The organism is Bacillus sp. N5-665 (genome assembly GCF_022637375.2).
GTDB lineage: Bacteria > Bacillota > Bacilli > Bacillales > Bacillaceae_G > Bacillus_A > Bacillus_A wiedmannii.
In genome coordinates this window covers 4,847,846-4,870,801 of the sequence record NZ_CP093325.1, presented here as the reverse complement: position 1 = coordinate 4,870,801, position 22,956 = coordinate 4,847,846, and the positions used below count along the sequence as shown (strand labels likewise).

Annotated in this window: 22 protein-coding genes; 13 read left to right on the top strand and 9 right to left on the bottom strand. The window is 36.2% G+C overall.

Annotated features, from left to right (window positions below; translation table 11 throughout):
* Positions 1–17: 17 nt before the first annotated feature.
* Positions 18–971, bottom strand: a complete 954-nt coding sequence (locus tag MNO09_RS27685; protein ID WP_000030253.1) for a helix-turn-helix transcriptional regulator — start codon at positions 969–971, stop codon at positions 18–20.
* Positions 972–1,075: 104 nt separating this feature from the next.
* Here MNO09_RS27685 and MNO09_RS27680 point away from each other — a divergent pair, with 104 nt between their 5' ends.
* The gene (locus tag MNO09_RS27680; RefSeq protein ID WP_000085784.1) at positions 1,076–1,597 is read left to right on the top strand and encodes a dihydrofolate reductase family protein; all 522 of its coding nucleotides are present in this window, start codon (positions 1,076–1,078) and stop codon (positions 1,595–1,597) included.
* Between the two features lie 213 nt (positions 1,598–1,810).
* A complete protein-coding gene (locus MNO09_RS27675; RefSeq protein ID WP_001032608.1) occupies positions 1,811–2,233 on the top strand; it encodes a bacteriocin immunity protein in 423 nt (140 codons plus the stop codon).
* A 222-nt stretch (positions 2,234–2,455) separates the two neighbouring features.
* On the opposite strand, the gene MNO09_RS27670 is transcribed toward MNO09_RS27675, so the two are convergent.
* A complete protein-coding gene (locus MNO09_RS27670; protein ID WP_000822572.1) occupies positions 2,456–3,826 on the bottom strand; it encodes a sensor histidine kinase in 1,371 nt (456 codons plus the stop codon).
* 11 nt (positions 3,827–3,837) lie between these two features.
* Positions 3,838–4,515 carry a response regulator transcription factor gene (locus tag MNO09_RS27665; protein WP_000227658.1) on the bottom strand — a complete coding sequence of 226 codons (678 nt, stop codon included), beginning with the start codon at positions 4,513–4,515 and terminating at the stop codon, positions 3,838–3,840.
* Positions 4,516–4,689: 174 nt separating this feature from the next.
* On the opposite strand from MNO09_RS27665, the gene MNO09_RS27660 reads away from it, so the two are divergent.
* The 4 genes from MNO09_RS27660 to MNO09_RS27645 all read left to right on the top strand — a co-directional run bounded on the left by MNO09_RS27660 (position 4,690) and on the right by MNO09_RS27645 (position 8,372).
* Positions 4,690–5,943 (top strand): cell wall-binding repeat-containing protein, encoded by a 1,254-nt coding sequence (locus MNO09_RS27660; RefSeq protein ID WP_000738886.1) that lies wholly within the window; start codon positions 4,690–4,692, stop codon positions 5,941–5,943.
* Between the two features lie 155 nt (positions 5,944–6,098).
* Entirely contained in the window at positions 6,099–7,550 is a 1,452-nt protein-coding gene (locus MNO09_RS27655) for a SulP family inorganic anion transporter (RefSeq protein ID WP_088106826.1), read from the top strand.
* A 65-nt stretch (positions 7,551–7,615) separates the two neighbouring features.
* On the top strand, positions 7,616–8,038 hold the full coding sequence (locus MNO09_RS27650) for a universal stress protein (protein ID WP_000277996.1): 423 nt from the start codon (positions 7,616–7,618) through the stop codon (positions 8,036–8,038).
* 208 nt (positions 8,039–8,246) lie between these two features.
* The gene (locus tag MNO09_RS27645; RefSeq protein WP_000453509.1) at positions 8,247–8,372 is read left to right on the top strand and encodes a DUF4027 family protein; all 126 of its coding nucleotides are present in this window, start codon (positions 8,247–8,249) and stop codon (positions 8,370–8,372) included.
* Between the two features lie 100 nt (positions 8,373–8,472).
* Here the strand turns inward: MNO09_RS27645 and opp4A are convergent, their stop codons facing one another.
* From opp4A to glpT, 6 genes are all read right to left on the bottom strand, one after another.
* The gene (gene opp4A, locus MNO09_RS27640; protein ID WP_000182624.1) at positions 8,473–10,248 is read right to left on the bottom strand and encodes an oligopeptide ABC transporter substrate-binding protein; all 1,776 of its coding nucleotides are present in this window, start codon (positions 10,246–10,248) and stop codon (positions 8,473–8,475) included.
* A 12-nt stretch (positions 10,249–10,260) separates the two neighbouring features.
* Complete coding sequence (locus MNO09_RS27635; RefSeq protein ID WP_000880734.1) at positions 10,261–11,166, bottom strand: ABC transporter permease; 906 nt, start codon at positions 11,164–11,166, stop codon at positions 10,261–10,263.
* Between the two features lie 17 nt (positions 11,167–11,183).
* Positions 11,184–12,149 carry an oligopeptide ABC transporter permease gene (opp4B, locus tag MNO09_RS27630; RefSeq protein ID WP_033657692.1) on the bottom strand — a complete coding sequence of 322 codons (966 nt, stop codon included), beginning with the start codon at positions 12,147–12,149 and terminating at the stop codon, positions 11,184–11,186.
* A gap of 14 nt (positions 12,150–12,163) precedes the next feature.
* A complete protein-coding gene (locus MNO09_RS27625; RefSeq protein ID WP_001196372.1) occupies positions 12,164–13,090 on the bottom strand; it encodes an ABC transporter ATP-binding protein in 927 nt (308 codons plus the stop codon).
* A complete protein-coding gene (locus MNO09_RS27620; RefSeq protein ID WP_000795364.1) occupies positions 13,077–14,096 on the bottom strand; it encodes an ABC transporter ATP-binding protein in 1,020 nt (339 codons plus the stop codon). The genes MNO09_RS27625 and MNO09_RS27620 overlap by 14 nt, the downstream gene beginning before the upstream one ends.
* Before the next feature lie 284 nt (positions 14,097–14,380).
* Positions 14,381–15,730 carry a glycerol-3-phosphate transporter gene (gene glpT / locus MNO09_RS27615; RefSeq protein WP_000466387.1) on the bottom strand — a complete coding sequence of 450 codons (1,350 nt, stop codon included), beginning with the start codon at positions 15,728–15,730 and terminating at the stop codon, positions 14,381–14,383.
* Positions 15,731–16,002: 272 nt separating this feature from the next.
* Between glpT and MNO09_RS27610 the strand changes: the two genes are divergently transcribed.
* The 7 genes from MNO09_RS27610 to MNO09_RS27580 all read left to right on the top strand — a co-directional run bounded on the left by MNO09_RS27610 (position 16,003) and on the right by MNO09_RS27580 (position 22,946).
* A complete protein-coding gene (locus tag MNO09_RS27610) occupies positions 16,003–16,461 on the top strand; it encodes a MarR family winged helix-turn-helix transcriptional regulator (protein ID WP_001132358.1) in 459 nt (152 codons plus the stop codon).
* 19 nt (positions 16,462–16,480) lie between these two features.
* Positions 16,481–18,094: an MDR family MFS transporter gene (locus tag MNO09_RS27605; RefSeq protein WP_000437637.1), complete on the top strand. Its 1,614-nt coding sequence runs from the start codon at positions 16,481–16,483 to the stop codon at positions 18,092–18,094.
* A gap of 137 nt (positions 18,095–18,231) precedes the next feature.
* The gene (gene rbsR / locus MNO09_RS27600; RefSeq protein ID WP_000104028.1) at positions 18,232–19,203 is read left to right on the top strand and encodes a ribose operon transcriptional repressor RbsR; all 972 of its coding nucleotides are present in this window, start codon (positions 18,232–18,234) and stop codon (positions 19,201–19,203) included.
* 13 nt (positions 19,204–19,216) lie between these two features.
* Complete coding sequence (rbsK, locus tag MNO09_RS27595; RefSeq protein WP_088106827.1) at positions 19,217–20,113, top strand: ribokinase; 897 nt, start codon at positions 19,217–19,219, stop codon at positions 20,111–20,113.
* Positions 20,110–20,505 (top strand): D-ribose pyranase, encoded by a 396-nt coding sequence (gene rbsD / locus MNO09_RS27590; protein ID WP_000716160.1) that lies wholly within the window; start codon positions 20,110–20,112, stop codon positions 20,503–20,505. Before rbsK ends, rbsD begins: the two co-directional genes overlap by 4 nt.
* 18 nt (positions 20,506–20,523) lie before the next feature.
* On the top strand, positions 20,524–22,008 hold the full coding sequence (gene rbsA, locus MNO09_RS27585; RefSeq protein WP_001217676.1) for a ribose ABC transporter ATP-binding protein RbsA: 1,485 nt from the start codon (positions 20,524–20,526) through the stop codon (positions 22,006–22,008).
* A 2-nt stretch (positions 22,009–22,010) separates the two neighbouring features.
* Positions 22,011–22,946: an ABC transporter permease subunit gene (locus tag MNO09_RS27580; protein WP_001074645.1), complete on the top strand. Its 936-nt coding sequence runs from the start codon at positions 22,011–22,013 to the stop codon at positions 22,944–22,946.
* Positions 22,947–22,956 lie beyond the last annotated feature (10 nt).

Sequence of the window (22,956 nt, the reverse complement as noted above, 5' to 3'; positions counted from 1 at the left end):
CAAAAAGCTGCTTATATCTAGCAGCTTTTTTCGTCTTCATACATATGTAAAACTTCTTTCGCACGTATACGTAAACTATCTATCAATTCTTTTGGCTCTAAAACTCGTGCATCTTTTCCAAGTCTATAAAATAAAGGGGTAATAAAATTGATTTCACCTTTATCAATTGTTGAATGTATATATCCTGTCCCGTCTTCGTTTCCTACCACGAATTCTTCAAGGTAAGGCACGCTTTTACATTGGCGCACACCTTCTGTCGTTAATAAGACATGTAACTGGGTAGGAATGTTTATGACGTTAGAGCTAGAGTCAAACCATTCTTCTAAATTCATGAACGTACTTTCATTTTCTTCTGTTGATAATATAGAAAGAATACGATCAACGCGATACAGTAATACTTTTTTTCTACTGAAGTCATAGGATGGTAAGTACCATAGCCCGTCATGAGCATATACACCGATAGGGTGAACGTGTTTTGTTTTTATTCCTGTTTTAGATTCGTATTGAAAGTGTAAATTTTTATTTTCAATAGCGGCTGTTAATACTTCGTTTAAAAGAGGTGTATCAATTGTTCTCTTTGGATTCCAAAAAGCGATATAAGAACGTATTTTATCAACTTTCGTCTTCGCATCATGTTGTAGAGAGCTATACAGTTTATGTGTAACAGAATTGATCTCTGTATTAAAAGGCAGGTCTCGGTAGTAGCTTAAAGATTGAAAGGCAAAAAAGATGGAGACCGCTTCTTCTTCCGTAAATAAGATAGGTGGAATGACCCTATTTGTTAATACTTTATATCCTCCATTACGACCTTGTTCAGCATAAATGGGTAATCCCATATCACTTAAATCTAAAATGTATCTATGAACCGTACGAACGGAAATATTAAATTCATCAGCTATTTCTTGAGCTGTAAATGTCTTTTTGGCAGAAGCAAATATAAGAATATCTAATAAGCGTTTAGCTTTTGACAAATGTATCACCTTTTTCTTTTTAACATGACATAAAGTGTCATATTTTATTGTTAGTATATTGTTTACATCATATGTTATCAAGATGAGATATAAGGAGGAAAAATATGTCACGTGAAATAGTTTTATTTATTGCGGCGAGCTTAGATGGATATATTGCGAAAGAAAATGATGATTTAGAGTGGTTAATGGAAACGGAAGGAGAGGGAGATAACGGTTATACAGAAATGTACGAAACGATTGATACAATAATTATGGGAAAGAAAACGTACGATTATGTAGTAGAGCATACGGAAACATTCCCGTACTTAGATAAAACATGTTATGTTTTTTCTCGTTCAGAAAAAGGTTCAGACGGAAACGTAGAGTTTGTAAATGAAGATGTAGTGGAGTTTACAAAAAGGTTAAAAGCACAAGAAGGATCTAAAATATGGATGGTTGGTGGAGGAGAGCTACTGAGAGAATTCTTTAAGAATAATCTAATTGATGAATATGTTGTTACGATTACACCGCATATATTAGGCTCTGGTGTTCCATTATTTAAAGAAAAGAATCCAGAAATTAATTTAACTTTGACGGATACGAAACGTTTTGGGCAATTTGTAAATTTATATTATGAGGTAAAGTGAATAACCTACCAATGAATAGACCAAATCACATCTGATTTGGTCTATTCTTATTCCTAGTTATATCAATATTTATCTGTCTTTAACATATCAATTAACATAAGGGATAACAGATAACATATTAATTTCGATAATTCAAAAGGGAAATTGTAATTTTATGTTGAAATGAATATGGAAATTATGAAGAAATGTACTTAGATTACTGAGGTGGTTGTCTTGAATAAAGGGAGTGAGGAATTGGATGAAAAGAAACTATTAAAATTAGTTTTAGAAATTCAAGAGCTACAAGATTTTGGAGAAGATTTTGAACATAAACTGACTGTATTTGAAAAGAGTGTTCCTTATCCACGTGCAAAAGAATTATTTTTTGCTGACTACGGTGCAGAATACATTGTAAAAAGAGCTATTAATCATAAAAATATAAAGTTAGGAGAGTTAAATAGAGAAGAGTTAGTTACCTTGGTTCAAAAACTTATGGATACAGAAGGAGAAGAATGGGAGCTGGCAATTTGGTTGGACATGGTTAAATCGTCTGTTATTGACCCTAAAATAAGTGATTATATTTTCTGGAGTGATGAAGAATTAACTGCCAGAGAAATTATAGATAAAGCATTGGCTTATAAACCATTACAAATATAAAGAGTGTTACTTTAAGTAGAATTAAAGATTCTTTTTAGAATAAAGAGTGTGAAATGAATATGTTTAGAAATTTATTTAAGTTTTGCCTTTAATTTTATTTAAGTTAAAGGAGAATTTAATTCAATAAGACAATAAAAGACGCTCAGAGTTTTTTCTGCTCTGGGCGTTTTCATATGTCAATTATGATGTAAGTTTGTAGGTTAATTAATGATAGTTGTATTTCTATATAGATGATAATGAAATGATAAAACAAGACCCATGATCGACTTCGCTCGTTACAGTAATATTCCCGCTGTGTAGTTCTACAATTTCTTTCACGATAGATAGTCCTAAACCAGTTCCGCCTGTAGCGCGTGATCTAGCTTTATCAACTCGATAAAAGCGGTCGAAAATGTGAGGGAGGTCTTCAGGCGGAATACCTTCACCTTCATCTTCAATTGTAATGGAAATACGTTTATTTTCTTCTGTAACAGAAATGTTTATATGAGAATGTTCGTTTGAATGTCTATAAGCGTTATTTAAAATGTTCACTATAACTTGTTCAAATCGCTGTTCATCTAAGCTTACTACCAGTGTAGGAGGACAAAAGAAGGAAACTTTAATATGTCTTTCTTTATACATGGCGTTTACTTTTTCGGCTATGCGAGTAAGGAAGGTGTGTAAATGTACTTCTTTTACTTGAATAGAGAAGTTATGTTGTTCTATTTGTGCAAGTGAAAATAAATCTTGAACTAAGTTTGTAATGTAATCAGACTCATCTTTTATAATAGATAAATATCGCAAACGTTGCTCAGGAGATGTGGTTTCTTTTAAAGCAATGTCAGCATAACCTCTTACGTATGTTAACGGTGTTCGTAATTCGTGAGCAACACTTGCTAGAAATTCACTTCGCTCTGTTTTCATATAATGTAAATCATTAGCAAGCGTTTGAATAGATGATGCTAGCTCACCAATTTCATCATTTCGAGTAGTTGTTAATGAAACAGATAAGTCGCCTTTACTCATTTTTTCAGTGGCATGTTTCATGTGTAACAATGGTTTTGTTAACAACCGTGATAATAGAAAGATGGTGATGGCTGTTAATAGAAAAGTAATGACTCCAGCAATAATGAATTGTCTTGTTAGCCCGTTAACCATTTCCTCGATTGATTCCGTTCCGAGAAACATATATACGTAGCCTTCTGTTTTGCCTGCCACTATAATAGGACTAACTGTACATATATAATTAGATGTTTTCCAATGATTTTCTATAATTGCTCCGTCATGATCTGTCCGTGTTTGCATTTTTTCGATATGCTTTTTTATCGTAGTATTTATTTTGTTGGATTTAGCCAGTACTTCTTTATTTGCATTTGTAATAACAACAGTGGTTTCAGCTTCGGATTCCATTAGGGCAACATGGGAGATTGTTTGCTTATCAAAATACTTTTCAAGGACATCTCGGTGACTATTTCCACGCTTTAATAAAGCTGTCATTTCTTCATTTACTCTATTGTTGACAAGGCTATAATAAAGTAAGACAAATAGAACACTTTCGATTAAAAGTGTAACAATTAAAAAATAAAATCCGAGTTGAATAGATATTCGCTTCATCGTTTTGCTCCTTAATCTAGAGTATCAATCCATCGATACCCGACTCCGTAAACAGTTTTTAAATGATGATCAATAGGAAAATTTACTTTTCGTAATTTATCACGCAAATTACGAATATGTGAATCGACTGTTCTATCTTCTGTATTTGTATTTAATCCCCAAATTCGTTCAATGAGCTGATCGCGGCTTAATACGTAGTTCACATGACGTAAAAATAATCCGAGTAAAGAGAATTCGATTGGAGTGAGAAGAAGTTCTTCATTATGGACAGAAGCGAAATGCTTTGCCTCATCCCATAAAATGCCGTGATATTGGATTTGTGCGTGTTGATTCGTTCGCCTTAAAACAGCTTCAATTCTTGCGAAAAGCTCCTCTTCATGGAACGGTTTCGTCACGTAATCATCTGCGCCAAGTTTTAATCCTTGGACGACATCTACCGTTTGATCACGAGCAGTTACCATAATGATAGGAACGTTACTAAATGATCGAATTCTTTTGCACGTTTCCCATCCGTCCATCTTTGGCATCATAATATCAAGTAAAACAAACTTGAAGTTTCGATTTTCTATATGTGAAATAGCTTCTTCACCGGATACTGCACATACGCAGTTGTATCCGATTGGAGTAAGATAAAGTGTTAATAATTCAAGCATTCTCGGCTCATCATCTACGAGTAGTATATCGACCATAGAGTACCTCCGCATTTGTAGTTATTATTTAAATTGTAAGTCAAAATCATGAAGAAATGGTGCAGATTATAATGCATCTGCATAATTTCTTCAGAATTGCTTGTTATTGTAAAGGTGAAATTCTAATTTAGGTAATCATATTGGCTCGAAAACGATTCATACGGAGGCGGTATAGTGAAAAAGATGACCCGAATTTTAGGGATAACAATAATTGCGGCGGCTGGTCTTGCGGCGTGTGGGCAAACGAACACAGATCATAAAAATCATGAATCTAAAGAAGAGAAGAAAACAGAGCAAAAGGAAATGAAAATGAAAATGAAGCAGGAGGTAAGTGCGCCGAAAGAAATGAATAAAGGGGCATCGAATGATGTATTAACGACGAGTTTAAAAAATGTAACGAGATTAAATACAAATGACCCTATGCAAATGGCAGTATTAACTTCGCAAACGATATGGCCAGCAACGCATAAAGAGAATCAGCCAGGCGCTGTTATTTTAGTACCAGTAAACGAGTGGCAATTAGGTATTGCAAGTGCGGATCTTATTCACCATCCGAATAACGGGCCAATTTTATTTATAGAAAAAGAAAAGGTACCCGAAATGACGTTAAAAGAAATAAAACGATTAAATCCGCTCGGAACGAAAGATGGAACACAAATTATGTTGATGGGGGATGTAGGTCCATCTATCCTTGAGCAATTAAAAGCATATAAAGTAAAGCAAATAAAAGAAACGGATCCAGCTAAATTTGCTAAAGATGTGGATAAAGAATATGCCGATATAACAGGTAGCTATCCAAATAGTGTTATTATCGGTTCGTCTGAAGAAGAAGGGCGTTTATATACAACACCAGCTGTAAATTGGATTTCTCATATGCCAGAACCGCTTTTATATACAGAAAAAGATAAAGTGCCAGAAGCGACGATAGAGGCATTAAAGATGAGAAAAGATAAAGCGAATATATATGTATTAGGACCAGAAAAAATCATTTCAAAAGCAGTAGAAAAAGAGTTAAGTAAATACGGAAAAATAACGCGTATTAGTGGAGAGACTCCAACAGAAAATTCGGTTGCATTTGCGAAGTTTAAAGATGAAAAAACGAAATTTGGATGGGGGTTTACAAAACCAGGTCACGGTTTATCATTTGTTTCAAGCAAAACACCAGACTTAGCAGTTGCAGGGGCACCATTTTCACATATGGGTAAACACGCACCTGTTGTATTGTTAGAAGAAGGGAAAGCTTCACAGCCAGTGTATGAATTCCTTGCTAGTATTCAGCCGAAGTTTAAAGATGACCCAACACTTGGACCGTATAACCACGGCTTCTTATTAGGAAGTACGAGTGATATTTCATTTGAAACACAAGGTATACTGGATGAAAGGTTAGAGATTGTTCAGGAAAGTGGTCAAGGGCACGGTGGACATTAATGAAATGAGAAAAGACGCTATGAAGGTAGCGTCTTTTTTTAGGAAACTTTTACATAGCGCAAAATCCTCTACTCGTTATATAATAGCCTTCGTGCAGTCGGCCTAGGTTTTCTTATGGAGAAAATCAAATGATAAAAGAGTAGAGGAGTGGTATTTTGTTTCAAACGATAAAAAATGACTGGTTCTCCAATGTGAAAGGGGATGTGCTGTCAGGAATTGTTGTTGCTTTAGCGTTAATTCCTGAAGCGATTGCTTTCTCAGTTATTGCAGGCGTGGATCCGACCGTTGGGTTATACGCAGCCTTTTGTATTGCAGTTACCATTTCATTTGTTGGCGGACGAACTGGGATGATTTCAGCTGCAACAGGTGCAATGGCATTATTAATGGTCACGCTCGTGAAAGATCACGGTTTGCAATACTTATTTGCTACAACAATATTAACCGGTATTGTCCAAATTATTTTTGGCGTGTTCAAACTGAGCTCATTTATGAAGTTTGTACCTAAATCTGTTATGAGTGGTTTTTTAAATTCACTTGGAATTTTAGTTTTTACAGCGCAATTACCACATTTTAAACATGCAACTTGGCAAATGTATGCACTTGTCGCATTAGGACTTGTAATTATATATGTATTTCCACGTATTACGACGGCTGTACCGTCTACACTTATTTCTATTATTATTGTGACAAGTATTGCACTTATGAGCGGATTGCAGTTAAAAACAGTAGGAGATATGGGAAGCTTGCCGAAAGAATTACCGTTCTTTAGCATTCCTGACGCACCTTTTACACTTGAGACGTTAGGGATTATTTTACCGTACGCAGTTATGCTTGCAATTATCGGTTTACTAGAGTCATTATTAACAGCTTCAGTTTTAGATGATATGACGCATACGGAAAGTAATAAACATAAAGAAGCACGTGGGCAAGGTATTGCAAATATTGTGGCTGGTTTCTTCGGAGGAATGGCAGGGTGTGCAATGATTGGACAATCTGTTATTAATATTAAATCAGGTGGACGAGGTCGTTTATCCACATTTGTAGCGGGCGGATTTTTAATCGTATTACTATTTGTTTTAGGTGACTATGTCGTTCATATTCCAATGGCAGCTTTAGTTGCAGTAATGATTATGGTTTCAATCGGAACATTTGATTGGAACTCTGTAACAACGATTCATAAAGTACCAAAAGGAAATGCGTTTGTTATGATCGTAACAGTTGTGATTGTCTTAATTACACATAATTTAGCATTAGGTGTAATTATTGGAACAGTAATTAGTGCGGTTTTATTTGCATTCAATATGGCAAAGATTCACGTGAAACATTTATATATTGAAAATAAGAAAATATACGAAATTCATGGTCAACTTTTCTTTGCATCTACAGCAGACTTTATAAATAATTTTTCATTCAATGAAGATGTGGAAGAAATTGAGTTGAACTTTACTTATGCGCATATATGGGATGATTCAGCAGTAGCTGCAATTGATAAAGTTATCATGAAGTATGAACAAAGTGGCGTGAAAGTAAGTATAACGGGATTAAATGAACGAAGCTCGAAGATTATTTCAAATTTAGCTACTTATAATAAAAGAATTGCTAGTTAGAAGCCTCCTTTTTAGGGGGCTTTATTATATAATACGGGTAGGATAACGAAAAGGGGATTCAGCATATGTACAAACAAATTATATTAGCATGTGACGGTTCTGAACATGCACTTCGAGCAGCGGAACATGCAACATATATTGCGAAATGTAGCGAAGAAACAAATGTTGAAGTTGTGTACGTAGTAGATAATAGAACGGCAAAATCAGATATTATACAAGGTCAAACAGATCTAGAAACAATATCGGCTAGTCGAAAAGATAAATTAAAAGAGATTGAAGGTTTATTAAAGAAAGAGAACATTTCTTATAAAATTACGATATTACATGGCGATCCAGGAGATACGATTGTTCAATATGTAAATACAGGAGACATAGATCTTGTTATCGCTGGAAGTAGAGGATTAAATACACTGCAAGAGATGGTGCTTGGTAGTGTAAGTCATAAAATAGCAAAACGAGTGAAATGCCCGGTGATGATTATTAAATAAATTGAGTGAGATACTCTGTAGTGTAAGCAGGACTTTGATATAATTCAAGGTCCTTTTTGGCGTATAAAAGGGGAAGGTATGGACATACTAGATACATAAGTTTTAGAAAATGTTAACTTACAAATTTGTAAGTTTGTTGTCAGAAAAATCGATGTTATGAAATTTTTCCCATTGGTAAAATAAGAGTATCAAAGGGGAGATAGGGAGGATGGAAGTAATGAAATCATTGCAAAATTTATCATATAGTCAAGGGGTAAGCTTAATTTGTTTAGGCGGATTTGCTGCATCTGTTACGTTAGCTATTTTAATAAAGATGGTTCATCAAATCTTTTAATTTTAGAGTAGGGAAGGAATTGGTTGTTATTAATAGCAAGAGAAGTATTATAAATAGAAAATAGCTCCTAGCATGTATCTTAGTGCTAGGAGCTATTTTCTTATTTCTCTGTTTCTGCTTTATCGCTTGTTACGCTAACTTTACCCCACTTGTATTGATCTTCTGGTGTATATTTATAATCTTTTACGCGATTATTTACACCTTTTAAGTCAAATTTATAATGAAGTGGAATTAATGGTACTTCGTCATGAACTAATTTTTGCCATTTATCGTAGACATCTTTACGGTACTTTTCATCAGCAGCTTCTGGAGAAATACCTTGTTTTAATAATTCTGTGTTTTTGTCAGTAGCCCAACGTGGGTAATTGAACGCTGCATCTTTAGCCCAAATACCAGAAGGATCTGGGTCAGATCCAGTTCCCCAAGCTGCCGCGAAAAGATCAACTTTTGGATCATCTTTTTTAATCATATCGTAGAATGAGTTAAATTCATGTAAGCGACCATCAAGAAGCTCTACTTTTAGGCCGATGTCTTTCCAAGATTGAATAAAGAATTTTGCAAGTGGTTCACTTACATCGCTACCACTCATTGATAAGAAATTAGCTTTAAATTCTTTACCATTCGGATCTTCACGGAATCCATCTCCGTTCGTATCTTTATAGCCAGCTTCATCTAATAATTTTTTAGCTTTCTCTATATCTTTATCATAGGCACCAGCTTTATTGTTATGATATTTTGGTAGAGATGGTGGAATTGGTGAGTTAGCCGGATAACGTAGGCCGTGATATAATTTTTCACCAATTTCTTTTCGATCGATAGCATACGCCATTGCTTGACGTACACGAACATCTTTAAATTTCTCCTTATCCATCACTACTTCTTCTTTTTCTTTATCCATATGGCCTAATTTAAAACCGATATAGCTATAGTATAAATCAGTTTTACCGACTAATTGTGCATTTTTTAATTTACTTACATTTGGATACTGATCTGCACTTACTTCAGCAATGTCAATATCACCATTTTTTAAGGACGCGTTAACAACGGAAGGGTTAACAACTTTTAAAACCATACTTTTTAGTTTTGGTTTTCCGCCATAATAATCATCAAAACGTTCAAATTCAACGGCTTCACCTGGCGTAATTTTCTTCACTTTAAAAGGCCCGAAACCAATTGGGTTTTTACGAATTTTATCAGATTCTGCTAATTTATCGATTGGTACATCTCCTAAGTATTTCTTATGAAGAGGATATGTCCAAAGTCCAGTTTTCACTGAAGGATTCGGTTCTTTAAATGTAATCGAAATTGTTTTTGGATCCGTTACCTTTATACCCGAAATTTTTTCGGCTTTTCCATTATGGTAATCTTCCATACCTTCAATCATTTGCATTTGAGTGTCATAGCGAGAACCAGCATATTGTTTGTTACCAATTACTAGATAAGAGTATTCTAAATCCTCAGCGGTAACAGGGTTTCCATCATGCCATTTTACATTATCTTTGATTTTTAATGTAATTGTCTTTTTATCTTTAGAAATTTCATATGTAGCAGCGCCATCATTCGTGTATTCCCAGTTTTCGTCATTTGATAATAAAGATTCATCGAAAATTGTAATGACTTGGTTATCAGGATCTCCTTCATATACAGCGAAGTTCAAAAGTCCTTCAAATGGTGTGTTAGAAACAAGACCATATGTTAATGAACCATCTTTAATTTCCTTTTTATCATTTTTAACAGATGCACTAAATTTATTTGTATCTACTTTTTTTGTGCTGCTCGTTTTTTCACTACCACCACTGCCCCCACATGCTGAAAGTAGTAATGTTGAAACGGCAAGTGTACTTAATACTTTGAAAAATTTTGGCTTATTTGTCATTTCTTCCACCCCTTATCCTTTTCTTTGTCTTGCGTCGGCCGAGCGGCGTAGCGCTTGACCAATAAAATTTATACACAGCATCAATGTTAAAATCATGACTGATGCGGGTAACCAAATCCACCATTTTTCTTGTAATACATCTGGATTTCTAGCATAACTAACAAGTGTACCAAGGCTTGGTGTACTTTCTGGTAGACCAAATCCTAAGAAAGTTAGACCAGATTCAATACCGATGTTTCCAGCAAGATTTAATGTAACGCTAACAATGATAATTGAACTTAAGTTAGGTAGTACTTGGAAAAGAATGATTTTCCAGTTTGGTGTTCCTAAAGTTTTAGATGCAGAGACATAATCTAGTTCTTTTTCAGTTAATACTTTTGAGCGAATTAATCTGGCCTTTCCTGTCCATAAGAACACGCTCATAATTAAAATGAAAGTAAAAATATTGAATGTAGGAACAAGTGTAATAAATACAATTACAAGCATTAAAAATGGTAAAACCATAACAAAGTCGATAATGCGCATAATGATATTATCAATAGCTCCTCCAAAATACCCGGCAATTAATCCAATTGAAAGACCAATTAAACAAGAAAGAATAGTAATTGCTAATCCAATTGTAAAAGAGTTCCGTGTACCAATAATAAGTTGGCCGAAAATATCGCGTCCTCCATAATCTGTTCCTAACCAATGTTCAGCAGAGGGGGGAGCATAAATAGCGAATAAATCAACTCGTACAATATCTTCTTGTTTCATAATAAAAGATGTTGCGTAGACTGCTAGTAATAAGATTGCTAGGAAAATAAGTGAAAACATTGCTAATTTATCTTTACGAAGTTCTCGCCACATAATAGAGAAACCAGAAGGGCTTTTTTCGTAATGAATAACTTCAGTTTGTTTTTCAGGGTTTGCTAACATAACGTCATCTCCTTTCTTTAATCAATACGAATACGTGGATCGACGATGCTTAGAATAATATCTGAAAGGAGAGTTCCAAGTAACGTTGCAAATCCAGTAAACATAACGAGTGCAGTTATTACACTAAAATCACGTTGAGAGATAGATTGTATAAATAGTTGTCCAATTCCTGGATAGCTAAAAATACTTTCTAAAAAGATGGCACCGCCAACTAATCCTGTAATTTCATAGCCTAAGAAGGCTGCAATTGGTAAGAATGAATTTCGTAAAATATGTCTAGAATAGATTTTTGATTCTGGAACACCTTTTGCTCTTACTGTACGAACAAAATCTTTATGTTTCGTATCAATAATTTCGCTTCGTAAATATTGAACAGTACCAACTGTTGCGATTAATGCCCCGGATAAAGCTGGTAGTAGCATGTGATTCAATTTGCTTAAATAGTAAGCAAATGTACCTGTTGCAACTTGAGGATCTACGCTACCGCCGGTTGGGAATATTGCAAACTTAAATCCGAATAGGAAGAGCATAACTAGTGCAAATATAAATAGTGGTGTAGCAAAACCTAGATAGTTGTAAAGGGTAATGAGTCGATCAGCCCATGTATCATTCCAACGCCCACTTATAACTCCCAGTGGTATGGCAATTAAATAAGTAAGAATAAGAATGACAAGTGCTAAAGATACTGTATTTCCAAGTCGTTCTCCAATTAAATCGGTTACTTTCATTTTATGTGCATAGGAAATACCAAAGTCACCTTGGGCTGCATTTTTAATCCAGCGAACATATTGTGTTGGAACTGGGTCATTTAATCCAAGCTTTTCACGTTGTTCTTCAATCACTTTTGGATCCGCTTTTGGATTCATTGCTTTGCCAGTTAAGGCATCGCCTGGCATTGCCTTAGCTAGTAGAAAGACAAGTACACTTAACACGAATAATTGCGGGATCATCACTAAAAATCTCCGTAATATAAACTTCCACATGTTTTATCACTCCCTTATGGTAATGCCACCCGGTGCGTTGGCGAGATTGCTTTTAAGTCATAAGCACGACCGTTTTCATTGAAATAATTTTCGTATGATTTCTCGTATTCAGAGCTTACTTGTTGACGGAGCTTACGCTGTCTCTCTCTGTTTTCAGGACGAATATCAGGAATTGCTGATATTAGGCGCTTCGTATAAATATGTTGCGGATTACTATAAATTTCTGCACTAGTTGCTTCTTCGACGATGCGTCCGCGATACATAACACCGATACGGTCACACATATGACGAATTACACCTAAATCATGACTAATGAATAAGTATGTTAGTCCGAGCTCAGCTTGTAAATCTTGCAAGAAGTTTAATACTTGTGCTTGTACAGAGACATCAAGCGCAGATACTGGCTCATCAGCGATAATAAGCTTAGGTTTTAATGTAAGAGCGCGTGCAATACCAATCCGCTGCCTTTGCCCGCCGGAAAATTCATGTGGATATTTATAAATTGACTCTGGATTTAGACCAACTTTATCAAGATATTCTTGAACCGCTCTACGTTCTTCATCAGGTGAGAGCTTCTCAAAATTTCGAAGAGGCTCAGCAATAATGTCGAGAACACGTTTCTTCGGATTTAATGATGAATAAGGATCTTGGAAAATCATTTGAATATCTTTTCGTTGTTCACGTAGCTCAGAGCGACTTAATTTTGTTAAATCTCTATTATTAAAATGAATGCTACCCTCTGTTGCTTTCGTTAAATGCATAATTGCTTTACCCGTTGTTGATTTGCCACTTCCTGATTCACCAACGATCCCATATGTTTCACCCGGTTGTAATTCAAAACTTACACCATCGACAGCACGCACGTAATCTAATGTGCGGCCGAAGAAGCCACCTTTAATTGGAAAATGTACTTTTAAATCTTCTACTTTAAGCAGTGCCATGAGTTACGTCATCTCCTTTCTTATCTTGGAAGTTGAAATGCTTGTAGCAAGTACAACGTACCCAATGGTCTGGTTTTACTTCATGTAAAATTGGATTTTCCTCGTGTTGATCAGGTCTAATCCATGGAATTCGAGCTTGGAAGCGACAACCTGTGCGAGGAAGCTTCGCTAACGAAGGAACCACCCCTTGAATTACATGCAATTTTTCTTTTTCACCATACGCAGATGGAATGGAGTTTAATAGAGAACGAGTATATGGGTGAAGAGGATTGTTAAAAATCTCTTCAACTTTTCCTGTCTCTACAACTTGTCCAGCGTACATAACGACGATACGATCGGCTGTTTCTGCGACAACACTTAAATCATGAGTAATTAAAATGATGCCCATTTTCGTTTGTTCTTGAATAGATTTTAGTAAGTCTAAAATTTGTGCTTGGATGGTTACGTCAAGAGCCGTTGTTGGCTCATCCGCAATAATGAGTGCTGGGTTACAAGCAATTGCAATTGCGATAACAATTCTTTGTCTCATTCCGCCAGATAATTCGTGTGGGTATTGTTTATATGTAAGTTCTGGTTTTGGAATACCAACTTGATGAAGTAGTTCTAAGGTGCGTTCTTTTTTTTCAACTTTTGAAAGGCTTGTGTGGTAGTCTAAGTTTTCTTCGATTTGTTTTCCAACTGTCATGAGAGGATCGAGTGCTGTAAGAGGTTCTTGGAAAATCATACCGATGTTTGATCCGCGTACTTTATTCATCTCTGCGGCTGACATAGTTAGTAAATCCTTATCTCTATAGTTAAGCTGCCCTTGTAATTTTGTATTTGCTTCATTATGCAATCGCATAATAGAAAGGGCAAGTGCACTTTTTCCGCAACCTGATTCACCAACTATCGCGACAATTTCATTTTCATGGACAGTTAACGAAACATCATCTACTGCTGCATGATAGTGATCTTGTATGCGAAAGGAAGTCTGTAAGTTTTCAATGCGAAGAAGTGGATTCTTCATGGCTATCCCTCCATCTTTTCAGAAAAGACTAAATATTTTGTATGTTGTTGTTATTTTAATATAAAATGACAATGTTTGACAAGTATAAGTTGAGAAAATATTCAAAAATCTTTTTATACAAAAATTGAATGCAGTTGTATTAGTAGTTGAGGTGTTTTGGAAACGCTAACATATATGTGAGAGGGAAATAAATCTTTTGTAAGAAAAAAGTATTATATGTAGAAAAAAGAGAGGTGTTCTGGAAAGAACAGTCTCTCTTTTTTTGATAAGAATAATATTAGTACTTAAGCTTGTTTTGGTTTTGCAGATCCTGTCTTTAAAGTAAGAGCAAGGAAGAACATTGCAAGTACACAAGATACAAGTAATAAGATGAATCCGCCATCCCATCCGAATGCATCGACGATAAAGCCCATAGCTGCGCTAGCAAAAGTAGCTCCACCTAGGTAACCGAAGAACCCAGTTAAACCAGCTGCAGTTCCAGCAGCTTTTTTTGGTGCTAAGTCTAGTGCGTGTAGGCCGATTAACATAACAGGTCCATAAATTAAAAATCCAATTGCGACAAGTGCGATACTATCAATCATTGGATTACCAGGAGGATTTAGCCAGTAAACAAGAACGGCGATAAATACACCAACCATAAATAAAATACCAGCAGGTGCGCGGCGCCCTTTAAACAGTTTATCACTCATCCATCCGCAAAGAAGTGTACCTGGAATACCAGCCCATTCGTATAGAGCATAAGCTGTGCGAGAGCTACTATGAGTAAAACTTTTTTCCTCTACTAAATAAGTAGGAGCCCAGTCTACAACGCCGTAACGTACGAAATAAACGAAAACGTTCGCAATAGCGATGTACCATAAAAATTTATTGTTTAGTACGTATGTAAATAAAATTTCTTTTACTGAAAGTTCGCGTTCTCGATCTTTTACTTTTTCATCTGGTGGATATTCTCCAGTATGTTCTTCAATAGAAGGTAATCCACAAGATTGAGGTGTATCTCTCATCGTAATTAATACATAAATACCAACTAAAATTGAAAGAATACCTGGGAAGTAAAAAATACTATGCCAGTCATTTGCAAAGAAATATAACCCTAATGTTACAAGAGAAGGCATAAGTGCGCCACCGACATTATGAGCGACGTTCCAAATAGACATTTTTGTACCACGTTCACTAATAGAGAACCAGTGAACCATCGTACGACCACAAGGAGGCCAGCCCATACCTTGTACCCATCCATTTAAAAACTGAAGGACAAACATAAGTATAATGCTCGTTGTAATGAAAGAAAATGAGCCGAAAATAATATTAATGATACCTGATAAAAATAGCCCAGCTGCTAAAAAATAGCGAGGATTACAACGGTCGGATACGATACCCATAAGAAATTTACTTAATCCGTAAGCGATAGAAACTGCTGAAAGGATAACCCCAAGTTCCCCTTTACTAAAGCCTTGTTCGATTAAGTATGGCATCGCTAGTGAAAAGTTTTTTCGAACAAAGTAGTAACCTGCGTAGCCGATGAAGATACCTAAGAATACTTGTAAACGTAATTTACGGTATTCGCTATCAACGCGATCAGCTGGTAAGCGTTCCGCGTGGGGCGCAGGCTTAAATAATTGTGTGAAAAACATAAAATGAAAATCCTCCCCTAATGAATTCGAAATGTTGTAAGTCAGAGAGAATATAAAAAGGCCATGAAATATAAAAAAGTTTCCTTTTTTATGATTCATAGCCGTATACTCCGATTCTCCGTGACTGTCAATATTAACTTCGTCGAAAATTATACAACTTTGTGACAGGAATGTAAACGTTTTTATAAATAAAAAGTGTTGACGGATTTTGTTCGTGGTATTAATATTTAAATACGTTAAATATTTTATTGCTTAAATAAGAGGTGGATAACATGCCAAATGATATGACGCATATCGATAAAATTCAAGCTCTTGCCTTTTCGATTGGAAAGAAAATGCAGACGGAGTTATTAGAACAAATGCAAGCAACAGGACTTACACCACCGCAGTTTTATATTTTAAAGATTTTAGATCATTACGGTGCTTCAAGAGCTACAAAATTAGCAAAAAAGATGTATGTAAAGCCTAGTGCAATTACAGTGATGATTGATCGCCTAATTGACCAAGAGCTTGTAGAACGCTATCACGACAAAGATGACCGTCGTGTTGTCATCATTGAGTTAACAAAAAAGGGGAAAGCTAGAGTAGAAGAGGCAATGACCGCTCGTAATGAGCATATTGCAAAATATTTCTCACATTTAGAATTACAAGAAAGAGAAGATTTGTTACGCCTCTTTGAGAAGTTAGAAACAATTATTTGCGGGACACAAGAGAAAAAAGAGAATAACTAAGAGGAATTGAGGAGATTACATGGAGCAACAAGAAAACATAAATAGAAAGTTGCTGTTAATCGGTTTAATAATCGCGATGCTATTTGCTGCATTAGATGGAACAATCGTTGGTACAGCAATGCCGCGTATCGTCGGTGAACTAGGCGGATTAAGCTTAATGACGTGGTTAACAACAGCTTATATGTTAACATCAACGACAGTTGTACCAATTGCAGGTAAATTAGCGGATTTACTTGGCCGTCGTAACGTATATATTACGGGACTAGTTATCTTTATGGTTGGTTCGGCGTTATGTGGTATGGCAAATGGTATGACAGAATTAATTATTTTCCGTGGTATTCAAGGTCTTGGTGGCGGTATTATGATGCCAATGGCTATGATTATTATCGGAGATATGTTTACGGGAAAAGAACGTGCGAAATGGCAAGGTATTTTTGGTGCGTTATACGGTCTTGCTTCTGTAATTGGACCACAAGTGGGTGGCTGGATTGTAGACGCAGTGAACTGGAGATGGGTATTCTACATTAACTTACCAGTTGGTATTTTAGCAACAATCTTTATTGCAATGGGATTAAAGTCACATAAACAAACAGGACCGATCAAAATTGATATCGCTGGAATCTTTACGATGATTCTCGGTGTTGTAAGTTTATTACTTGCATTAACGTTTGGCGGAAAAGATTATGCATGGGGTTCTTGGCAAATTATCGGTTTATTTGCATTAGCTCTAATTGGTATTGTTAGCTTTGTTATCGTTGAAACGAAAGCAGAAGAACCAATTTTACCGATGCATTTCTTTAAAAATCGCACGTTTACAATACTGAATGCGATTGGTTTCTTTATGAGTATCGGAATGTTCGGTGCGATTATGTTCGTACCATTCTTCATGCAAGGAATTGTAGGAGTAAGTGCTGCTGAATCAGGAACAATCATGACACCGATGATGATTACAATGATTGTTATGAGTATTATCGGTGGTCAACTTGTATTAAAAGTTGGTGTGAAACCACAAATTATTACAGGGATGCTTATTATGGCTGGTGGTTTCTGGTTATTAACAACGATGGATATGCACACGACTAAACTTACTGCTACTTTTTATATGAGTATTATCGGTTTAGGAATGGGTCTTGTTATGCCGACATTAACATTAGCGTTACAAGAAAGTTTCCCGAAAAAAGATCTTGGAGTCGTAACATCATCAAGTCAGTTCTTCCGTCAAATCGGTGGAACATTTGGTATTACAATTTTAGGGTCAATCATGAATAACACTTCAGGTACAACATTAACAAATAAATTAGTACCTGTATTAGATACGTTCCCGAAAGAAGCGGGACAAATGGTAACGAAATTTAAAGATATGATTCATACAGACCCACAAGGTTTATATTCGATGCTATTTAGTCCAGAAGCATTAAAACAAATGCCAGAAGCATTCGCTAACAGCATTGTACCAATTTTGAAAAACTCCTTAGTAGACTCACTTCATACTGTATTCCTAACAGGATTAGTATTCATTGTAGTGGGTGCTATCTTTACGATTTTCTTACAGAAGATTAAACTATCAGATCGTAAAAAAGACGCTGAAGAGCCTTCTGCACAGGAAAAAGAACAAACTGTATCATATTCGTAATGAAAAAGCATCGCCTTATGGCGGTGCTTTTTTGAGTATAACCTTAAAAGCTTTTTTGTGAGAAATGATTGACGTATTTCTAGAAATACGTTATATTATTTTCTGTAAACGGTTACATGAAATGGAGAGGAAAGAGAATGAGTACGATTAAAGACGTTGCAAAATTAGCGGGAGTATCTGTTGCGACCGTTTCCAGAGTGTTAAATAAAAATGGATATGTTCATGAAGATACATTAAAGAAAGTAGAGCGAGCAATTGAGATGCTAGATTATAAACCTAGTACAGTAGCGCGTTCATTGTATAATAAAAAATCTCGTTTAATTGGCTTAGTTGTTCCAAATATCGTGAATCCATTCTTTCCAGAAGTTGCACGTGCCGTAGAAGATGTAGCGCATAAGCAGGGATACACAGTTGTCCTTTGTAACTCTGATGAGAGTTTAGAGAAAGAAAAGCAATATATTGATGTACTTAGGCAAAATAATGTGGATGGATTTATTGTAGCAACAAATCCACAAAATAGTGTTAATTACATGAAGTTGTCTGTTCCAGTTGTTGCAATTGACCGTATGTTTAATGAGCGTATTCCTACTGTATATGCAGATAACTATGCAGGGAGTCAGGCTGCGACAAAGTTATTAATAGATAAAGGCTGTAAACATATTGCGCATATTCGCGGACCGCGTGACGTAAGCACGGCTAATGAACGTTTTGAAGGTTTTGTAGACGTTATTACGCAAAATAATCTTTCTTATATGATTGCAGAGAGTACATTTGATCCAGCTAATAGTGAGCGTGTAGCGGTGGAATTATTAGAAGAATACCCACATATTGATGGAATTGTTGCTGGAAATGATTTAATTGCAATAGGTATTGTAAAGGCTGCACTTCAAAAGGGGATTTCTATTCCGGATAATTTACAAATTATCGGATTCGATGGAATTTCTTTAACAGAAATGATGTATCCATCTATTACAACTGTTGCACAGCCAATTTATGAAATGGGGAAAATTGCAACAGAGCTGTTGTTAGAGCAGATGGAAGGAAACGTATTAGAAGAGAAACACTATCGTTTACCGATTGAAATTATAGAACGAAATACAACGAAGTAAGGAGATGAAACAGATGCCAAATATTGCAGTAGTAGGTAGTATTTCAATGGATTTAGTGGCTATTTCAAAAAAACGTCCGAAAGCAGGAGAAACAGTAATTGGTGAAGCATTTCATACAATCCCGGGAGGGAAAGGAGCCAACCAAGCGGTTGCTGCAGCTAGATTAGGCGCAAATGTAGCGATGGTTGGAGCGGTAGGAAACGATAATTATGGAACTGTAGTTAAGAACAATTTAGAGAACGAACGCGTTTTTATCGACTATGTGGTACCGGTTACAGATGCGTCGACAGGAATTGCTCATATCGTTTTAGCAGAAGAGGATAACAGTATTGTTGTCGTGCAAGGGGCGAATGCTCTTGTAAATGAGTCGGTTGTAGATCGTTCAAAAGATCTTCTTATAAAAGCAGATATGGTTGTTCTTCAACTAGAGATTCCACTTGAAACAGTAAAATATGTATTGGCTATTTGTGAAGCGCATAATATTCCAGTTATGTTAAATCCAGCGCCAGCACAAGTATTATCAGAAGATATTTTAGAAAAGGCAACTTATATTACACCAAATGAACATGAGTGTCGCATCGTATTAGATGATTTCACATCACCAATTGAAGATTTACTGGCTAAATATCCAAATAAACTATTGATGACAGAAGGTTCTAAAGGTGTTCGTTTCCATAATGGTACGGAGATTGTACATGTTCCTAGCATCGCTGTTGATGTAGTAGATACGACTGGAGCTGGTGATACATTCAATGGTGCATTAGCGGTTGCGCTTTCTGAAGGAGAAACACTTCAAAAAGCAATTCGTTTTGCGAATATTGCTGGTGGCCTTTCTGTAACGAAACTTGGAGCACAGGGCGGAATACCAACGAGAGATAGAGTACGTGAAGTGCAGGTGATTGTCGGATGAAAAAGCACGGTGTATTAAACAGTGAGATTGCATCAGTCCTTGCTTCACTTGGGCATACAGATACAATTGTAATCGCAGACTGCGGGTTACCAATTCCTGACGGAGTAAAACGAATTGATTTAGCAGTTGAGATTGGAAAACCTAGCTTTTTAGACGTATTGCAAGTGGTAGCCGATGATATGGCAATTGAAAAAGTAACGTTAGCAGAAGAAGTCATTAACAATAATGCGGAAGTAAATAAAGAGATCGAGCTGAAATTAATAGAGCCAGCGTTTGAATATGTATCGCATGAACAATTTAAAGAGCACACGAAGAAAGCGAAGGCGATTATTCGTACAGGAGAGGCTACTCCTTATGCCAATGTAATTTTACATGCAGGCGTGATTTTTTAATAAAAGGAAGTGATGGGAATGCGTATTGAAATGAAAAATATTTCAAAGGCGTTCAATGGCAATCCTGTTTTGAAGAATGCACAGTTTAAGATTGAAACAGGGGAAGTCCATGCATTGATGGGGGAAAATGGAGCGGGTAAATCAACGCTCATGAAGATTTTAACAGGTGTATACAAAAAAGATGGTGGAACAGTCACGATTGATGGACAAGAACGAACTTTTAAAAATGCGAAAGAAGCTGAAGAGTATGGTATTGCATTTATACATCAAGAATTGAACATATTATCGAACTTAACAGTAGCTGAAAATATGTTTCTCGGTAAAGAGTTAATGTATGGGAAGACAGGTGTTTTACGAACGCGTCAAATGAACGCGATTGCGCAGCAGCAACTAGCGGAGTTAGGGTTACATGTAAAAGGCGCTATGTTGGCAGGAGAGTTATCGGTTGGACAACAGCAAATTATCGAAATTGCGAAAGCGTTAATGACAAACGCGAGCGTTATTATTATGGATGAACCTACAGCTGCATTAACAGATCGTGAAATTGAAACGTTGTTTACTGTCATTAATAAATTACGTAAAGAAGGCGTTTCGTTCGTTTATATCTCACACCGAATGGAAGAAATTTTTTCAATATGTGATGCCATTACGATTTTACGTGATGGGGAATACGTAGGAAAGAGACTTATTCCGGAAACATCATTTGATGAAGTAGTGAGTATGATGGTGGGGCGCAGCATTGGTGAACGTTACCCAGAGCGAAATAGTCAAATTGGCGATGTCATTTTTGAGATGCGTAACGGAACGAAAAAAGGGAAGTTTGAAAATATTTCGTTTCAAGTGAGAAAAGGTGAAATCCTTGGTGTTGCTGGCTTGATGGGAGCTGGCCGTACAGATATTATGAAAGCGATATTTGGATACGAACCTTTAGATTTTGGCCAAATTTTTATAAATGGACAAGAAGTAAAGATTGATAGTCCGATAGATGCGATTAGACAAAGAATAGCTTTTATTACAGAGGATAGAAAATCTGAAGGGTTAGTTTTAGATTTCTCAATTCGAGAAAATTTAGCTTTACCGAATTTAGAAAGTCTTTCAAAGGGAAGTGTCTTAAGTAACGAACTAGAACAACAGTTTACAGCGGATATGATGAAACTTCTTAATGTGAAAGCAGCTAGTGGAGAGCAAGCGGTGAAATCTCTTTCTGGTGGAAATCAGCAAAAGGTTGTTATTGCAAAATGGCTAGGTATCCACCCGCAGCTACTCATTTTAGATGAGCCAACAAGGGGTGTAGATGTTGGAGCGAAAAAAGAAATTTACTCTATTATGAATAAGCTTACTGAGCAAGGAGATGCCGTTATTATGGTATCATCTGAGCTTCCAGAAGTTTTAGGAATGAGTGATCGCGTTCTTGTTATTCATGAAGGAAAAGTCGGCGGCATTTTAGAGAAAGATGAGGCATCACAAGAGTCTATTATGGCACTAGCTACAGGGGGAGAGTAAGGATGGCTAAGAAGGGGAATGTATTACAACAACTCGGTTCTTTAATCGGTTTAGTATTAATTATCGTCGTAATTACAGCTTTAAATCCAGCATTTATTGAGATTCCAAATTTATTTAATATACTGCGTCAAGTATCGATTAATGCGCTTATTGCATTCGGAATGACCTTTGTAATTTTAACAGGGGGTATTGACTTATCGGTAGGTTCTATTTTAGCATTATCAAGTGCACTTGTTGCTGGAATGATGGCAAGTGGCATGGACCCGTTCCTTGCGATGGCAGTTGGATTATTAGCTGGTCTTGTAATGGGGATTGTAAACGGTATCATCATAGCGAAGGGAAAAGTAGCTCCATTTATTGCAACTTTAGCAACAATGACTATTTTTCGCGGGTTGACGCTTGTTTATATGGACGGACGTCCGATCACTGGTCTTGGTGATCATTTAATGTTCCAAATGTTTGGCCGCGGTTATTTTCTCGGTATTCCGGTACCAGCTGTTACAATGATGGTCGCTTTCGCAGTACTGTACTTCATTTTGAAGAAAACGACATTTGGTCGCCGTACATTTGCAATTGGTGGAAATGAAGAAGCAGCAGCACTATCAGGTATTAATGTTACGAGAATTAAAGTAATGATTTACGGTCTTTCCGGAATTTTGGCAGCGCTTGCAGGTATTGTCTTAACATCACGACTAGATTCTGCACAGCCAACTGCAGGTACTTCTTACGAATTAGATGCAATTGCAGCAGTTGTATTAGGTGGAACAAGTCTTTCTGGGGGAAGAGGATGGATTGTTGGTACATTCATCGGTGTACTAATTATCGGTGTACTAAATAACGGTTTAAATTTATTAGGTGTATCTTCTTTCTTCCAACAAGTTGTAAAAGGACTTGTAATCTTACTAGCTGTATTAATTGATCGTCGAAAAGAAGCATAATGGAGGGACA

Bases quoted from the DNA above. Each gene is read 5' to 3' on its own strand.
- MNO09_RS27625 (WP_001196372.1), bottom strand. From the start codon at position 13,090: ATGGCACTGCTTAAAGTAGAAGATTTAAAAGTACATTTTCCAATTAAA.
- MNO09_RS27610 (WP_001132358.1), top strand. From the start codon at position 16,003: ATGCCAAATGATATGACGCATATCGATAAAATTCAAGCTCTTGCCTTT.
- MNO09_RS27670 (WP_000822572.1), bottom strand. From the start codon at position 3,826: ATGAAGCGAATATCTATTCAACTCGGATTTTATTTTTTAATTGTTACA.
- MNO09_RS27680 (WP_000085784.1), top strand. From the start codon at position 1,076: ATGTCACGTGAAATAGTTTTATTTATTGCGGCGAGCTTAGATGGATAT.
- MNO09_RS27665 (WP_000227658.1), bottom strand. From the start codon at position 4,515: ATGGTCGATATACTACTCGTAGATGATGAGCCGAGAATGCTTGAATTA.
- MNO09_RS27605 (WP_000437637.1), top strand. From the start codon at position 16,481: ATGGAGCAACAAGAAAACATAAATAGAAAGTTGCTGTTAATCGGTTTA.
- MNO09_RS27635 (WP_000880734.1), bottom strand. From the start codon at position 11,166: ATGTTAGCAAACCCTGAAAAACAAACTGAAGTTATTCATTACGAAAAA.
- rbsR (WP_000104028.1), top strand. From the start codon at position 18,232: ATGAGTACGATTAAAGACGTTGCAAAATTAGCGGGAGTATCTGTTGCG.
- opp4B (WP_033657692.1), bottom strand. From the start codon at position 12,149: ATGTGGAAGTTTATATTACGGAGATTTTTAGTGATGATCCCGCAATTA.
- opp4A (WP_000182624.1), bottom strand. From the start codon at position 10,248: ATGACAAATAAGCCAAAATTTTTCAAAGTATTAAGTACACTTGCCGTT.
- MNO09_RS27650 (WP_000277996.1), top strand. From the start codon at position 7,616: ATGTACAAACAAATTATATTAGCATGTGACGGTTCTGAACATGCACTT.
- rbsD (WP_000716160.1), top strand. From the start codon at position 20,110: ATGAAAAAGCACGGTGTATTAAACAGTGAGATTGCATCAGTCCTTGCT.
- rbsK (WP_088106827.1), top strand. From the start codon at position 19,217: ATGCCAAATATTGCAGTAGTAGGTAGTATTTCAATGGATTTAGTGGCT.
- MNO09_RS27580 (WP_001074645.1), top strand. From the start codon at position 22,011: ATGGCTAAGAAGGGGAATGTATTACAACAACTCGGTTCTTTAATCGGT.
- MNO09_RS27620 (WP_000795364.1), bottom strand. From the start codon at position 14,096: ATGAAGAATCCACTTCTTCGCATTGAAAACTTACAGACTTCCTTTCGC.
- glpT (WP_000466387.1), bottom strand. From the start codon at position 15,730: ATGTTTTTCACACAATTATTTAAGCCTGCGCCCCACGCGGAACGCTTA.
- rbsA (WP_001217676.1), top strand. From the start codon at position 20,524: ATGCGTATTGAAATGAAAAATATTTCAAAGGCGTTCAATGGCAATCCT.
- MNO09_RS27645 (WP_000453509.1), top strand. From the start codon at position 8,247: ATGGAAGTAATGAAATCATTGCAAAATTTATCATATAGTCAAGGGGTA.